Source organism: Longispora urticae (assembly GCF_053902585.1).
On sequence record NZ_JAQZSH010000014.1, the window covers coordinates 1 to 13,616 of the forward strand.

16 protein-coding genes, 1 pseudogene and 1 riboswitch are annotated in these 13,616 nt (G+C 72.4%); of the genes and pseudogenes, 7 read left to right on the forward strand and 10 right to left on the reverse strand.

Translation table 11 applies throughout. From position 1 onward, the window contains the following. Positions 1 to 127: 127 nt before the first annotated feature. The 3 genes from PT931_RS07455 to PT931_RS07465 all read right to left on the reverse strand — a co-directional run bounded on the left by PT931_RS07455 (position 128) and on the right by PT931_RS07465 (position 2,977). Positions 128 to 910 (reverse strand): energy-coupling factor transporter transmembrane component T family protein, encoded by a 783-nt coding sequence (locus PT931_RS07455; RefSeq protein WP_456244942.1) that lies wholly within the window; start codon positions 908 to 910, stop codon positions 128 to 130. A 19-nt stretch (positions 911 to 929) separates the two neighbouring features. Continuing rightward, positions 930 to 2,300 carry an ABC transporter ATP-binding protein gene (locus tag PT931_RS07460; RefSeq protein ID WP_456245001.1) on the reverse strand — a complete coding sequence of 457 codons (1,371 nt, stop codon included), beginning with the start codon at positions 2,298 to 2,300 and terminating at the stop codon, positions 930 to 932. Positions 2,301 to 2,398: 98 nt separating this feature from the next. After that, complete coding sequence (locus PT931_RS07465; protein ID WP_456244943.1) at positions 2,399 to 2,977, reverse strand: ECF transporter S component; 579 nt, start codon at positions 2,975 to 2,977, stop codon at positions 2,399 to 2,401. An 18-nt stretch (positions 2,978 to 2,995) separates the two neighbouring features. Next, positions 2,996 to 3,100, reverse strand: a riboswitch (TPP riboswitch). Positions 3,101 to 3,225: 125 nt separating this feature from the next. On the opposite strand from PT931_RS07465, the gene PT931_RS07470 reads away from it, so the two are divergent. Both PT931_RS07470 and PT931_RS07475 read left to right on the forward strand, forming a co-directional pair. Continuing rightward, positions 3,226 to 3,828: a hypothetical protein gene (locus PT931_RS07470; protein WP_456244944.1), complete on the forward strand. Its 603-nt coding sequence runs from the start codon at positions 3,226 to 3,228 to the stop codon at positions 3,826 to 3,828. 10 nt (positions 3,829 to 3,838) lie between these two features. Beyond that, on the forward strand, positions 3,839 to 4,309 hold the full coding sequence (locus tag PT931_RS07475; protein WP_456244945.1) for a nuclear transport factor 2 family protein: 471 nt from the start codon (positions 3,839 to 3,841) through the stop codon (positions 4,307 to 4,309). Between the two features lie 42 nt (positions 4,310 to 4,351). Here the strand turns inward: PT931_RS07475 and PT931_RS07480 are convergent, their stop codons facing one another. The 4 genes from PT931_RS07480 to PT931_RS07495 are packed head-to-tail and all read right to left on the reverse strand — an operon-like array spanning position 4,352 to position 7,264. Continuing rightward, complete coding sequence (locus tag PT931_RS07480; protein ID WP_456244946.1) at positions 4,352 to 4,753, reverse strand: Fur family transcriptional regulator; 402 nt, start codon at positions 4,751 to 4,753, stop codon at positions 4,352 to 4,354. A 5-nt stretch (positions 4,754 to 4,758) separates the two neighbouring features. Then, positions 4,759 to 5,637, reverse strand: a complete 879-nt coding sequence (locus tag PT931_RS07485) for a metal ABC transporter permease (protein ID WP_456244947.1) — start codon at positions 5,635 to 5,637, stop codon at positions 4,759 to 4,761. Further along, positions 5,634 to 6,395 carry a metal ABC transporter ATP-binding protein gene (locus tag PT931_RS07490; RefSeq protein WP_456244948.1) on the reverse strand — a complete coding sequence of 254 codons (762 nt, stop codon included), beginning with the start codon at positions 6,393 to 6,395 and terminating at the stop codon, positions 5,634 to 5,636. The genes PT931_RS07485 and PT931_RS07490 overlap by 4 nt, the downstream gene beginning before the upstream one ends. Then, positions 6,386 to 7,264, reverse strand: a complete 879-nt coding sequence (locus PT931_RS07495) for a metal ABC transporter substrate-binding protein (protein ID WP_456244949.1) — start codon at positions 7,262 to 7,264, stop codon at positions 6,386 to 6,388. The genes PT931_RS07490 and PT931_RS07495 overlap by 10 nt, the downstream gene beginning before the upstream one ends. Positions 7,265 to 7,364: 100 nt before the next feature. Here PT931_RS07495 and PT931_RS07500 point away from each other — a divergent pair, with 100 nt between their 5' ends. The 5 genes and pseudogenes from PT931_RS07500 to PT931_RS07520 all read left to right on the forward strand — a co-directional run. After that, positions 7,365 to 7,709 carry an antibiotic biosynthesis monooxygenase gene (locus PT931_RS07500; protein WP_363728837.1) on the forward strand — a complete coding sequence of 115 codons (345 nt, stop codon included), beginning with the start codon at positions 7,365 to 7,367 and terminating at the stop codon, positions 7,707 to 7,709. Further along, positions 7,706 to 8,371, forward strand: a complete 666-nt coding sequence (locus PT931_RS07505; protein ID WP_456244950.1) for a hypothetical protein — start codon at positions 7,706 to 7,708, stop codon at positions 8,369 to 8,371. Before PT931_RS07500 ends, PT931_RS07505 begins: the two co-directional genes overlap by 4 nt. 69 nt (positions 8,372 to 8,440) lie before the next feature. Continuing rightward, positions 8,441 to 9,820, forward strand: coding sequence for a glycine--tRNA ligase (locus PT931_RS07510; RefSeq protein ID WP_456244951.1), 1,380 nt, complete (start codon positions 8,441 to 8,443; stop codon positions 9,818 to 9,820). A 50-nt stretch (positions 9,821 to 9,870) separates the two neighbouring features. Beyond that, complete coding sequence (locus tag PT931_RS07515) at positions 9,871 to 10,395, forward strand: NUDIX domain-containing protein (RefSeq protein ID WP_456244952.1); 525 nt, start codon at positions 9,871 to 9,873, stop codon at positions 10,393 to 10,395. A gap of 81 nt (positions 10,396 to 10,476) precedes the next feature. Then, positions 10,477 to 10,605 (forward strand): annotated as a pseudogene (locus tag PT931_RS07520) (DddA-like double-stranded DNA deaminase toxin); the annotation flags it as partial. A gap of 107 nt (positions 10,606 to 10,712) precedes the next feature. Here PT931_RS07520 and PT931_RS07525 read toward each other — a convergent pair. The 3 genes from PT931_RS07525 to PT931_RS07535 form a co-directional block, all read right to left on the reverse strand. Continuing rightward, positions 10,713 to 11,582, reverse strand: coding sequence for a class II glutamine amidotransferase (locus PT931_RS07525; protein ID WP_456244953.1), 870 nt, complete (start codon positions 11,580 to 11,582; stop codon positions 10,713 to 10,715). Between the two features lie 96 nt (positions 11,583 to 11,678). Beyond that, on the reverse strand, positions 11,679 to 12,305 hold the full coding sequence (locus PT931_RS07530; RefSeq protein WP_456244954.1) for a response regulator: 627 nt from the start codon (positions 12,303 to 12,305) through the stop codon (positions 11,679 to 11,681). Positions 12,306 to 12,354: 49 nt separating this feature from the next. After that, entirely contained in the window at positions 12,355 to 13,614 is a 1,260-nt protein-coding gene (locus PT931_RS07535; RefSeq protein ID WP_456244955.1) for a sensor histidine kinase, read from the reverse strand. Positions 13,615 to 13,616 lie beyond the last annotated feature (2 nt).

Consider the following 13,616-nt stretch of genomic DNA (forward strand, 5'->3'; position numbering starts at 1 on the left):
GGGGGGGGCCGGCCTGGGGCCGCGCGGAGCGCGGCCCCAGGCCGGACGCGCCATCCGCGAGGCGGGACACGCAGGGCGGCCACGGCGTCGAGGTAGCCGCGTCACCGGCCGACGAGGAACCACGCCGCTACAGGAGCGCCCGGAACGCCCCCGTCGCGACACTGACGCCCAACGCGAGGGCCGCCAGCCCCGCCGCGCCCGCCACGAGCAGCGCGTCCGCCGTGGTGAACCGGCTGACCCGGGCGTTCGTCCGGCGCGCGCCGCTGGCGAAGCCCCGGGCGTCCATGGCCACGGCCAGCCGGACCCCCTTGCGGATCGCCCCCACGAGCAGCGCGAACGCCGTACCCGCCGTGATCCTGGCCCAGGACACCGGCCCGTGCGCCGCGACCCCCCGGGCGCGGCGGGCCAGCACCAGGAGCCGCCACTCGTCGGCGAGCAGGGGCAGCAGGCGCAGGGCGGCGAGGGTGCCGATCGCGTACCGCGGCGACAGCCGCATCTGCTGGATCAGCGCGTCGGCGAGGTCCGTCGGGTCGATCGTCGCGAACGCCACCACGCCCGGCAGCGCCACGGCCAGCAGCCGCAGGGCCAGGCTGAACCCGTTGCCGACCGAGCCGGTGGTCACGCCCCAGAACAGGTGCTCGCCGGTGGGTTCGGCCGCGAACAGCGCGGTCGCGATCACCATGCCCACGGCGGACAGCAGCAGCGGCCAGCACCGCCGGGCCAACCGGCCGAGCGGGATGCCGAACAGCGGCACCACGGCGAGCGTGCCGACGAGCGCGATGGCCGGCGCGACGGCGTCCAGCGTGCTGAGCAGCGCGAACGACAGGATCGTCGCCGCGCCGAGCTTGGCCACGGGCGAGCGCCGGGCGAGCGCGGTCTCCCGGACCACCAACGGTTCCCCGAACCTCATGCCACCACCCCGGGCGCGGTCACGCCGGCACCCCGCCGGGCAGCCGCTGCACCCGGTCCGCGCACGCCGCCACGAAGTCCGCGTCGTGCGTGACGATGGCCAGGCCGTGCCCGGAGTCCCGCAGTTCCCCGATCAGTACCACCAGCTCGCGCCATGTCCGCAGGTCCTGGCCGAACGTCGGCTCGTCCAGCACCAGGACGCGCGGGGCCGCCGCGAGCGCCGTCGCCACCGACAGCCGGCGCTGCTCCCCGCCCGACAGGGTGTACGGGTTCGCCGCCGCCAACCGGGCCAGCCCCAGCCGTTCGAGCAGCTCCTCGGCCCGTTCGCGCGGGGCGGCCAGCGTCAGTTCGTCCACGACCCGGTTCGTCACGAACTGGTGCTCCGGGTTCTGGAACACCGAACCGATCCGCCGGGCCAGGTCGCGCGCCGGCCAGCGGTGCGGCGGCTCCGGGGCGAGTGACGAGGTGAGCGTGCCCGTGGTGGGGGCCAGCAGGCCGCCCAGCAGGAGCGCCAGGCTCGACTTGCCCGCGCCGTTGGGGCCGACGAGGGCGAGGACCTCCCCGGCGCGTACCCGGACATCGGTCGGAGCGAGGGCCGTCGTCGTCGCACCGGCATACCGGAGGGTGAGCCCCTCCCCGGTCAGCAGATCCTCGACCACACCTCGACGGGTACCGGGGGCCCTGGTCCCCGCCCCCGTGAACCCCGGCACCCACACCCCGGCCGCCGCCAACGCCCCACCGTGCCGCGCGAACACCTCGGCCGGCACCCCGTCGGCCAGCACCCCGCCGCCCGGCTCCAGCACCACCACCCGGTCCACCAGCGGCAGCGCCTCGGCCACCCGGTGCTCCACCAGCACCATCGTCGTGTCACCCACCGCCCGCCCGATCGCCGCGCGGACCAGTTCCGCCCCGACCGGATCGAGATTGGCGGTCGGCTCGTCCAGCAGCAACAGGTCCGGCCGGGCCACCAGCGCCCCGGCCAGGGCGAGCCGCTGCTGCTCGCCGCCGGACAGCGCGTCCACGGGCCGGTCCCGCGGGTACGGGAAGCCGACCAGCCGGAGCGTGCCGTCCACCCGGGGCCAGATCTCCGCGCGCGGCACGCCCAGGTTCTCCAGCCCGAACGCCACGTCGTCGCCGGACCGGGACATCACGAGCTGGCTCTGCGGGTCCTGGAAGACCACGCCGGCCGTGCCAGCGACGGTCAGGGTGCCCTCGCGTTCGCCGGAGTCCTCCGGGAGCAGGCCGGCGAGGGCGGCCAGCAGGGTGGACTTGCCGGCCCCGGACGGGCCGAGGAGCAGGACGCGTTCGCCGCGCTCGATGGTCAGGTCGACGCCGCGCAGGGCCCAGGCCCGCCGCCCGCCGTGCCGCCAGCCGAAGCCGACCAGCCGCACGGCCGGGCCGGGCGCGGCGACCGTCGCGCCGCCGGCCGCACCGGGCGCGTCGGTCGCTCCCCGCCCGGCCGGTGCGGACGCGGGCCTGTTTCGCCGGGTCACACCAGTTCGCGGTCCCGGCCGGAGGGGAACCGGTCCAGGACACCGGTGCGGGCCAGCGCCTGGGTCAGGACGTAGCCGCCGAGGCCCGCGACGACCACCGAGCTGACGGTGCCGATCGCGACGTAGGGCAGCTGGTAGGAGGCGAACGCGAAGTCCTTGTACCAGGCCACCACGTCGAACGCCGTCGCCGCGATCCCGGCGCCGGCCGCCGCGAGCAGCGCCACCGGCAGCCTGTAGCTGCGGTAGAGGAACGCCGCGAACACCACCTCCGCGCCGAGGCCCTCCAGGAAGCCCTGGAGCAGCACCGTCATGCCCCACTTGTTGCCGAGGAACGCCGAGACGAGCGCGGCGAGGAACTCCACCAGCACGGCCGCGCCGGGCTTGCGGATGATCAGGGCGCCGAGGACGGCCGGGAGCAGCCAGACGCCGTAGATGATCGTCGCGCCGGGCGGGAAGAAGGTGAACGCGTTACCGGCGACCTCCCAGAGCCCCGCCATCGCCCAGAAGATGACACCGAAGGCGACGGCGAGGACCGCCACCACCACAATGTCCACAGTGCGCCATTTGGTACTCATAGTGAAAGTCTCCCAGGGGTGAGCCGGGGAGCGACTCCCTTCGCCGGCATTACCCGGATCAGGTGTGGAGGGTCAGCGGTCGCCCGCACTCTCAGCGCTGTTCGCGCTCCCCTGTCGTATGCGGGCACCACCGTAGCAGCACAGGGCCGTGACCTGGAGATCAACAGCCGTTTCCCCGGATCCGGAAACTGTGAGATTCCTTGGACGGATGCGGGACTCGGCGCCCTGTCTGCTATTCACTGGGGGGTATGAAGCTCTATGCGGAGTTGCCGGCCCGTCGCACCCGGCAGATCGTGGCGGACGTCTCCGCCGTCGGCTGGACCGCTCTGTGGATCTGGCTGGCGTACCTGCTGCACCAGGCCATCAGTACCCTCGCCCAGATCCCGGACCGGGTCACCAAGGACGGCGACAGTCTCCGCGACTCGCTGAACGGGGCGGCCGAGGAGGCGCGGAAGATCCCGTTCGCCGGCAAGGTGCTCGGGGAGAAGCTCGCCGACGCGGCCAAGGTCGCCCAGTCGGTGGCCGAGACCGGCAAGGACGGCAGCGAACTGGTCGGCCAGATCGCCCTGTTCACCGCGATCGTGGTCGGGGTCGCGGTCACCGTGCCGATCCTGCTGTTCTGGATCCTGGCCCGGACCCGGTGGATCCGGCGGGCCGGCACCGCCGTCATGCTCCGCGACGAGCCGGCCGGCGAGGACCTGCTGGCCCTGCGCGCCCTGGGCACCGCCGGCCTCCGCGAGCTCTGGGCGGCCGCCGAGGATCCCGCCGGTGGCTGGCGGGCGAAGGACCCGGACACCGTGACGGCACTGGCCACCTTGGAGCTGGCCACTCTGGGCCTCAGATCCCGGTAAGGTGCACCATATGTCCGCAATCTTGGAGACGATCGACACGCTGTACGCCGCCCTCGACGCCAGGGACGGCTCGGCCATGGCCGCGTGTTACCACCCCGAGGCCCGGTTCCGTGACCCGCTGTTCGACCTGCGGGGCCCCGAGATCGGCGCGATGTGGCAGATGCTGACCTCCCGGAGCACGGACCTGCGCGCCGAGGTCTCCGACATCCGGGTCACCGGCGACACCAAGGCCCTGGCGCACTGGACGGCCCGGTACACGGTGGGGGCCCGCCCCGTGGTCAACGAGGTCCGCGCGGCGTACCGGTTCGCCGACGACGCCCGGATCATCGACCACGTGGACGCCTTCGACCTGACGTACTGGGCCGGTCAGGCGCTCGGCGGGCTGCCCGCCCTGGTCACGAAGATGCCGGGCGGGGCGGGCCTGCTGCGCCGCAAGGTCCGCCGGCAGCTCGACGCGCACATCGCGAAGGCCGGCGTCTAGCGGGCCGGCCCAGCGGGAGCCGGGGTCATGCCTCGGCCCGGGTCAGGCGCGCTTGGCCGCGCACTCCGGGCAGGTCCCGAAGATCTCCAACGTGTGCGCCACGTCCACGAACCCGTTGTCGCTGGCCATCTTCTCGGCCCAGCGCTCCACGGCCGGCCCCTCGACCTCCACGGCCTTGCCGCAGCTCCGGCAGACCAGGTGGTGGTGGTGCCCCGTGCCGCACCGGCGGTAGAGGTGCTCGCCGCCGGGCGGGCGCATCACGTCGACCTCGTCGGCCTCGGCGAGGGCCTGCAACGTCCGGTACACCGTCGTCAGGCCGACCTTGTCGCCCTTGCCCCGGAGCATGGCGTGCAGTTCCTGGGCGCTGTGGAAGCCCTGCACCTCGCCGAGCAGCTCCATCACGGCGGAGCGCTGCTTCGTGCTTCTGGGTAAGGGCGCAGTCATAACACTCACGTTACCGGGCCGAGGACGACGTCCGGCGGCTCGGTATGGGCCGTGTCGTTCGGAGCGCGCACCGGTCTGCGGCGGCGCAGTACGGACGCGAAGGTCGCGACCAGCACGAACAGGCCCACGGCGAGCACCACGATGAACGCGCCGGGCGGGGTGTCGACCTCGGCGGCGAGCAGCACGCCCGCCCCGGAGACAGTGACCCCGATCACCATCGCCGCCACCAGGGTGGCCGTGAAGCCCCGGGTGACCTGCTGCGCGGTCGCCACCGGCACCACCATCAGCGCGCTGACCAGGAGCAACCCGACGGCACGCATCGCCGTCGTGACGGTCACCGCCGTGGTGACGGCGAGCAGGACGTTCAGGAACCGCACCGGCAGGCCCGACACCCGGGCGTGTTCCTCGTCCTGGCTCACCGCGAACAGCCACGGCCGGCCGAGCAGGGTCACGCCGAGCACCCCCGCGCCCAGGACCAGCATCGCGGTCAGGTCGCTGCGGGAGGTCCCGTTCAGGGAGCCGAACAGGTAGGACTGCAGGGTCGAGTTGGTGCCCTGTTTCGACAGCGAGATGAGGACGACGCCGCCGGCGATCCCGCCGTAGAACAGCATCGCCAGCGCCACGTCCCCGGACGCCTTCGCGCGTTCCCGGATCAGTTCGATCGCCACCGCGCCGGCCGCCGAGACGAGAACGGCGGTGAGCACCGGGGACGTCTTGAGCAGGAAGCCGATCGCGACGCCGGTCAGTGCCACGTGCCCGATCCCGTCGCCGATCAGCGACATCTTCCGCTGGACCAGGTAGATGCCCACCGAGGGCGCGATCAGGCCGATCAGCAGCGCCCCGATCAGGGACAGCTGAAAGAACTCGTAGCTCAGGAAATTCACTGGTTCAGCTCCCAGCGCGGGGTGGTGACCGGCGCGTGCGGGTGCTCGTGCACGTGGTCCGGGCAGGCGTGCCCCGGGGCCGGTTCGGGGGCCGCGCCGTCGTGCACCACCACCCCGCCGTGCAGGACGACGCTCCGGGTGATCAGGGGCTCCAGCGGGCCGAGTTCGTGCAGGACGACGACCACGGTGCCGCCGCCCGCGACGAACTGGCGGAGCGCGGCGGCGAACGCCTGCTGGCTGGCCGCGTCCACCCCGGCGGTCGGCTCGTCCATCACCAGCAGTTCGGGCTCCCCGCACAGCGCGCGGGCGATCAGGGCCCGCTGCTGCTGGCCGCCCGACAGGGTGCTGACCGGCTGCCGGGCCATCGAGGACAGCCCGACGGCGACGAGCGCGGAGTCGATGGCGCGCCGGTCGGCGGCGGTCGACGGGCGCAGGAAGCCGCGGCGGGCCAGCCGGCCGGCCGACACGAGCTCGCGGACCGTGGCCGGGACGCCCGAGGAGGCGCCGACCCGCTGCGGCACGTACCCGATCCGGGATCTGTTTCTCAGTCTCGCCAGCGGCTCACCGAACAGCTCGACCGAGCCCGACGCGACGGGGGTCAGCCCGAGGCACGCCTTGACCAGGGTGGACTTGCCGGAACCGTTGGCGCCGAGCAGCGCGACGACCTCGCCGGGCGCGATGCCCAGGGAGACGCCGCGCAGCACGGGCCGACCGTCGTAGGCGACGACGAGGTCGCGGGTCTGCAGGATCAAGAACACCCCAGTGCTGCACGGATCTGGCCGAGGTTGGACCGCATAATCTTGGCGTAGTCGTCCGAACTGCCCTCCGGCAGGCTCTCGATCGGGTCGAGCACCTCGGTCTTCGCGCCCGCCCCGGCGGCGATGGTCTCCGCGACCTTCGGGCTGACCAGAGCCTCGGTGAAGATGACCGTCGCCTTGTGCGCCTTGGCGGAGGAGATGATCTCGGCGATCTTCTGGGCCGAGGGCTCCTCGTCGGGGCTCAGGCCGGCGATCCCGACCTGGGTCAGCCCGTAGCGCGCGGCCAGGTAGCCGAAGGACTCGTGCGCCGTGACGATCTCGGTGCGCTGGCAGTTCTTCAGCCCGGCCGCGTACTCCTTGTCGATCGCCTCCAGCTCGACGCGCAGGGCGGCGGCCCGGGTCCGGTACCCGTCGGCGTGGTCGGGGTCGACCTTCCCGAGCCGCTCGGCGACCTTGTCCGCGATCGTGGCCAGCCGGGTCGGGTCGAGCCAGACGTGCGGGTCCTTGCCCGAGTGGCCCTCCTCGACGATGTCGGTGAGCGGCTGCACGGCGGCCACGTCGAACGCGCGGTCCTTGGCGTTCTGCGCGACGGCGTCGTCCACGGCCGGCTGGAACGTCGGCAGGTAGACCACCAGTTTCGCGTCGGCGATCAGCGCGGTCTGGGCGGCGGTCAGCTCCAGGTCGTGCGGCTCGGCACCCGGCTTGACCAGGTTCGTCACTTTGATATCGGTACCGCCGACCCGCTCGGCGACCCACTGGAACGGGTAGGCGGAGACGACGACGTCGGCGCGGTCCGCGCCCGAGCAGGCGGCGAGCGCGCCGGTGGCCAGGACGGCGGCGGCGACGAGGGCGAGGGGGCGCGTGAACATCCTTCAACTCTCCTCGCTAATGGGAATGATTGTCAACTTCGGTTACGTAAGATGTGAGTCAGGTCGCCTACCGGTTCGGACAGCCGGGTAGGTTGACGGCATGCTCGTCGTCAATCGCTTCCGGGTCGCCACCGACACCGCCGCATTCACCGAACGGGCGCACGCCGCGCTCCGGGCGCTGGCCGCCTGCCCCGGGTACGTCTCCGGCCGCTTCGGGCGGGCCCCCGACGAACCCGACCTGTGGTGCGTGGCCACGGAGTGGAAGTCGGTCGGCGCGTACCGGCGGTCGCTCAGCAACTTCGACGTGAAGATGTACGCGACCCCGCTGCTCGCCCAGAGCATCGAGGAACCCAGCGCGTACGAGGTGCTCGCCAGCCTCGAACCGGGCGGCGAGCTCGTCGTCGCGGAGGGGGACTGGGTGCACGTCGAGGAGGGCCGGCGGTGACCGAGCCCCAGCCCCCGGGCGCGGAGGTGCCCCGGGAGACCGCCCAGGACGCGGTGCCCCCGGGCTACGCGCCCGGACCGGACGTCCCCCAGCAGACCCCGCCCCAGTCGCCCGTCGACTACGGCAAGCCGTCCTACGGCGAACCCGGCACGCCGGCACCCGTCGCCCCCCAGCCCCCGGCCGGCCCCGGCGTCCAGCCCCCCTTCGTCGCCCCGCCCACCCAGCGCGACCAGCGCCGGATGTGGGCCGGGATCGGGATCGGCGCGGCGGCCCTCGTGCTGTGCGTCGGCGGCAGCATCGCCGGCTGTGTCGGCCTGACCCTGTGGCTCGACGCCGAACAGAACCAGGAGAGCGAGGCGGCGGTCGGCCGCTACCTGAACCCGCTCATCCGGGGCGAGTACGCGAAGGCGTACCTCGAACAGTGCTCTGACCTGCGCGAACTCGAAACATCCGAGGAGTACGCGTCGCGGACCTCGCAGCGCCCCAAGCTGCTCGGCTACACGATCACCAGCACGGGGCCGGCCACCGACGCCGACCCGGCCGCGATGGTGCGCCTGGTCAGGGTGCAGTTCCGGTACGAGTCCGGGACCGAGGCCGGACAATTCAGGGTGATCCATGATCAGGCCGACAAGCGGTACCAGGTCTGCGGCGGCGACATCTGACCCCACGGGTACTCTGGGTCACTGTCGACACCCCGCCACCGACCGCCAGCCGGATGGAGCAGAACCAGCATGTCCGCCGACCGCATTGACGCCATCGTCAGCCTCTGCAAGCGCCGTGGATTCGTCTTCCCGTCCAGCGAGATCTACGGCGGCACCCGGTCGGCGTGGGACTACGGACCGCTCGGCGTCGAGCTGAAGGACAACGTCCGTCGGCAGTGGTGGAAGTCCATGGTCCAGCAGCGCGAGGACGTCGTCGGCCTCGACTCGGCGGTCATCCTCGCCCGCGACGTGTGGGCCGCCTCCGGGCACATCGCGGAGTTCACCGACCCGCTGACCGAGTGCCAGAGCTGCCACAAGCGGTTCCGGGCGGACCACCTGGAAGAGGAGTTCGCGGCGCGGTACCCGGAGAAGGATTTCGTTCTCTCCGACCAGAACTGCCCCAACTGCGGGAACAAGGGCACCTTCACCGAGCCCAAGATGTTCAACGGCCTGATGAAGACCTACCTCGGCCCGGTCGAGTCCGAGGAGGGCCTGCACTACCTGCGGCCCGAGACCGCGCAGGGCATCTTCGTCAACTACAAGAACGTCGAGACCGCCGCGCGCAAGAAGCCCCCGTTCGGCATCGCGCAGGTCGGCAAGTCGTTCCGCAACGAGATCACCCCCGGCAACTTCATCTTCCGGACCCGCGAGTTCGAGCAGATGGAGATGGAGTTCTTCGTCGTGCCCGGCACCGACGAGACCTGGCACGAGTACTGGCTGGACGAGCGCTGGAACTGGTACCTCGACCTGGGCATCAAGCCCGAGAACCTCCGCCGCTACGAGCACCCCGCCGACAAGCTCTCGCACTACTCGAAGCGCACCGTCGACATCGAGTACCGGTTCCGGTTCGGCGGCACCGAGTTCTCCGAGCTCGAAGGCGTCGCCAACCGCACCGACTTCGACCTCCAGACCCACTCCAAGCACTCCGGCGTCGACCTGTCCTACTTCGACCAGGAGAAGGGCGAGCGCTGGACGCCCTACGTCATCGAACCGGCGGCCGGCCTGACCCGCGCCGTGCTGGCGTTCCTCCTGGAGGCCTACGACGTCGACGAGGCCCCCAACACCAAGGGCGGCGTCGACAGCCGCACCGTGATGCGCTTCGACCCGCGGCTCGCGCCCGTGAAGGTGGCCGTCCTGCCGCTGTCGCGCAACGAGCGGCTGTCGCCTCGGTCGAAGCAGCTCGCCGCCGACCTGCGGAAGCGCTGGGTCGTGGACTTCGACGACGCGGGGGCCATCGGGCGGCGGTACCGGCGGCAGGACGAGATCGGGACGCCGTTCTGCGTGACCGTGGACTTCGACACGCTGGACGACAACGCGGTGACGGTGCGGGACCGGGACACGATGGCCCAGGAACGCGTGTCCCTCGACCAGCTGGAGCTCTACCTGATCACCCGCCTGCCGGGCTGCTAGGTGGGCGAACCCGCCGGCCATGCTTGTGGACCCATCGTCGGGGACCACGGGTGAATCCGGAACGCGCCGGCTGGCTGGAACCGGTCGAGTACTACGCCAGCCTGCCGAGTTTCCTGGCGGGAGCCGCGGCGCTGATCACCGACCCGCAGGGCCGGGCGCTGCTGGTCAAGCCGAACTACCGTGAGCACTGGAACCTGCCCGGCGGAGTGCTGGACGGCGACGAGTCGCCGGATGTGGCGTGCGCCCGGGAGATCCGCGAGGAGCTCGGCCTCGAACTGGACGTGGGCGCGCTGCTGGTCGTGGACTGGGTGGCGCCCACCGACATCCGGCGGGCCTGGTTCGGATTCGTCTTCGACGCCGGCACCGTCGCCGACCCGGAGGCAATCACATTGCAGGACGAAGAACTCGACGGGTACGAGTTCGTCGCGCCCACCGAGGCGTACTCCCGGCTGACGGCGAACACCGCGGGCCGGCTGCGCGGCGCACTCGACGCGAAGGCCACCGGGCGGACGGTCAACCTGGTGAACGGGAAACCGGTGCTCCCACCTGCCGGACCAGCGCCAGCCAGCCGATGAGAGCGAGGGGCATGCCGCGGCGGTGATGCGCAGGGACGGCCTCATGGAGGCGGTCATCTACCTCACCGTGATCCGTGCCGAGGCCCCAATAGCTGCCGAGAGAACATCCGGCATGTCCTTCCAGAAGGCGCGCGGCTTACGGCCTACTACGTAGACGACCGAGGCAGAGTAGTGAGGCACACCAAGGGCCAGATCCAGACCGTCATCTGATTACGGTGGGGCGTCCCCTGCGCGCGGCGGTCCGCCGAGCCACCGCCCGGGGTCGGACCCTGCGGGCCCGGTGGGTCACCGGGCCCCGTGTCGTGTCCTGGGCGGCCTCAGGGGGTGAGGGCCGGGATCTGGGAGGCGGCTTCCTCCGGGTGCAGGTCGGCGCGGGTCAGCCGGTGGGCCGGTTCGTCGAAGGGGAACAGGCTGGTGGCCTCCAGGCCGTCGATGACCAGGAGTTCGCCCGGTTCGAGGAGGCGCCAGTCCGGGTCGTGGTCCATGCGCTCGCTGGCGATCACGTACGCCGGGACCTCCGAGGAGCCCGCGTCGATGGAGAGGCTGCCCGGTTCGGTGTCGCCGGCGAGCTGGCGGGAGCCGGCCCGGCCGCCGACCTCCGGGTTGAGTACCCACAGCGGGTGGGTGTCGGGGTAGCGCAGCGCCCAGAGTCGGCGCGGCTCGGCGAGGACGAAGTTGAACGCGTAGATCGGCAGTTCCTCGCCCATCCGGCGGACCGCGCTGATGATGCCGGCCGTGGTGTCGCCGAGCCGTTCGATCTCGGCGGTGATCCAGGCGAAGGCCAGTTCGGAGTCGGTCTCGCCCTCGACGAACACCCGGTCGAGCGGGCTCAGCCACGACTCGATGATGTCCAGGCCCCGGATCACCCCGTTGTGCGCGAACAGCCGGTCGCGGATGTCGAACGGGTGGCTGTTGTGCACGGTGAGCTTGCCCGTGGTCGCGTACCGGATGTGGGCGACGAACGTGTGCGACACGACGTGCTGGGCCTCGGCGGCGAAGTCGGCGTCCTCGTACGCGGCGACGGGGGCGCGGTCGCGGACCGGCTCGTCACCGAGGCTGAACCAACCCAGCCCCGTGCCGTCGGGCATCCGCCGGCTCTGCTCGGTGAGGCTCGCCGGAGCGTCGAGGAGCCACAGCGCGGTATGCACCCGGGGGCCGCCGGTGGTGAGGGCGAACAGTCTGCACATCGCCGTAGTCTAGGACGCCCCGGCCAGCGACCAGGGGCGCCAGGCTGGGCGGGGGTGGCTGGGGGCCGTTCGCCCCCCGTACCCGGAGAAAGGGTTTCAGGGTTTGAGGAGGCCCCGGGTGAACGCCTCGCCCACGGCCGCCGCCCGGTCGTTGACCCCCAACTTGGCGTAGATGTGCAGCAGATGGGTCTTCACGGTCGCCTCGCTGATGAACAGCACCCGGGCGGCCTCCCGGTTCGAGTGGCCCGTCGCGACCAGCCCGAGCACCTCCAGCTCCCGCTGACTCAGTGGTTCGGCGGCCGGTTCGCGGCGCAGTTGCCCCATCAGGCGTCCCGCGACGGCGGGGGACAACGCGGCCTCCCCCCGGGCGGCGCTCCGCACCGCCCGGAACAGCTCCTCCCGCGGCGTGTCCTTCAACAGGTATCCGGTCGCCCCGGCCTCGATCGCCGGCAGCACGTCGGTGTCGGTGTCGAACGTCGTCAGCACCAGCACCCGCGACGTCGACCCGGCGGCCTTCAGGGCGCGGATCGCGGTCACCCCGTCCCCGCCGGGCATCCGCAGGTCCATCAGCACCACGTCGGGCCGCAGCTCGGCCGCCAGCCGCACCGCCTCGACCCCGTCGGCCGCCTCCCCGAGCACCTCGAACTCGGCGCTGCCGGCGAACATGCCCCGCAGGCCGTCGCGCACCACGGGGTGGTCGTCGACGATGAGCAGACTGGTCACAACGTTCCCTTCAGAACAACAGTCGACGGGTACGCGGGGGCCGCCCCCGTCACGCCGGCGCCTCCGCCGGCACAGCGGGCACGCAGGCCGAGATCGCCGTCCCCCCACCCACCTCGGTCTCGATCTCGCAGGTCCCCCCGACCCGGCTGACCCGCTGCCGCATCGCCACCAGCCCGAACGCGTCCGCCCGGGTCGCCGACGGCTCGAAGCCCCGCCCGTCGTCGCGCACGTCCAGGGTCACGACGTCCTCCATGTACGACAGGGTCAGCCCGATCCGGCTGGCCCGCGCGTGCCGGGCGGCGTTGCTCAGCGCCTCCTGGGCGGTCCGCAACAGGGTGGCCTCCAGTTCGGGGTGCAGCGGCCGGGCCGCCCCGGTGGCGGTGAATGTCGCGGGGGTGCCGTGCGCCGCGGACCACTCGCCGGCCAGGACGGCCAGGGCGTCGGGGAGGGCCGTGTTGTCGAGGGCGGAGGGGCGCAGGGCGTGCATCGAGCGCCGGGTCTCCGCGAGGCTGTCGCGGGCCAGTTGGGCGGCGGTGTGCAGGTGTCGGGGCGCGCCGGTCTGTTCGGCGGCCTCCAGTTGGGTGATGATGCCGGTCAGGCCCTGGGCCAGGGTGTCGTGCAGTTCGCGGGCCATCCGCTGCCGCTCGTCGAGGACGCCGGCCTCGCGGGCCTGGGTGAGGAGCTGGGCGTGCAGTCCGGCGTTCTCTGCGAGGGCGTCCTCGAGTTGGCGGTTGGCCTCGGCGAGCGCGTCGAGGTTGCGGCGGCGGGTCTCGTGCTGCTCGTCGGTGTACCGGGCGTTCAGGGTCAGGATGGCGCCGGCCCCGATGTTGAACACGACCGAGACGAAGAAGCTGAGCAGGTCCTCGGGGGCGCTGGTGGGGAACCCCAGCGGGATGCCGCCCCGCCACGACAGCGCCCCGTACGTGGCCGTGATCGCCACGCCGAGGAGGGTGAGCCGGCGGGGCAGGGTGAGGGCCAGGAAGTACCCGGCGTAGGTGAAGAGTCCGAACCACGGGTAGCGGGTCAGCAGCAGGCCGGTGACGACCATCAGGGCCGCGTAGTTGGCGACCGTCCAGGCGGGCGTCCTCGGGGACAGGAACGACAGCCAGACGAGCAGGAGGACGGCGAGGCCCACGTACCCGGCGGTGAGGGCGGAGAACGGCACGGTCAGGAAGGTCAGCGCGCTGGCCACGGCGAGGGCGGCGAACGGCAGCGCGGTGGTGAACCGCGCGTACCGCCGCTCCCACACGCCCGCGACCGGGCCCGCGGCGCCTCCGGGCCCGCCCACGGCCGACCGGACCTCGCTCATGC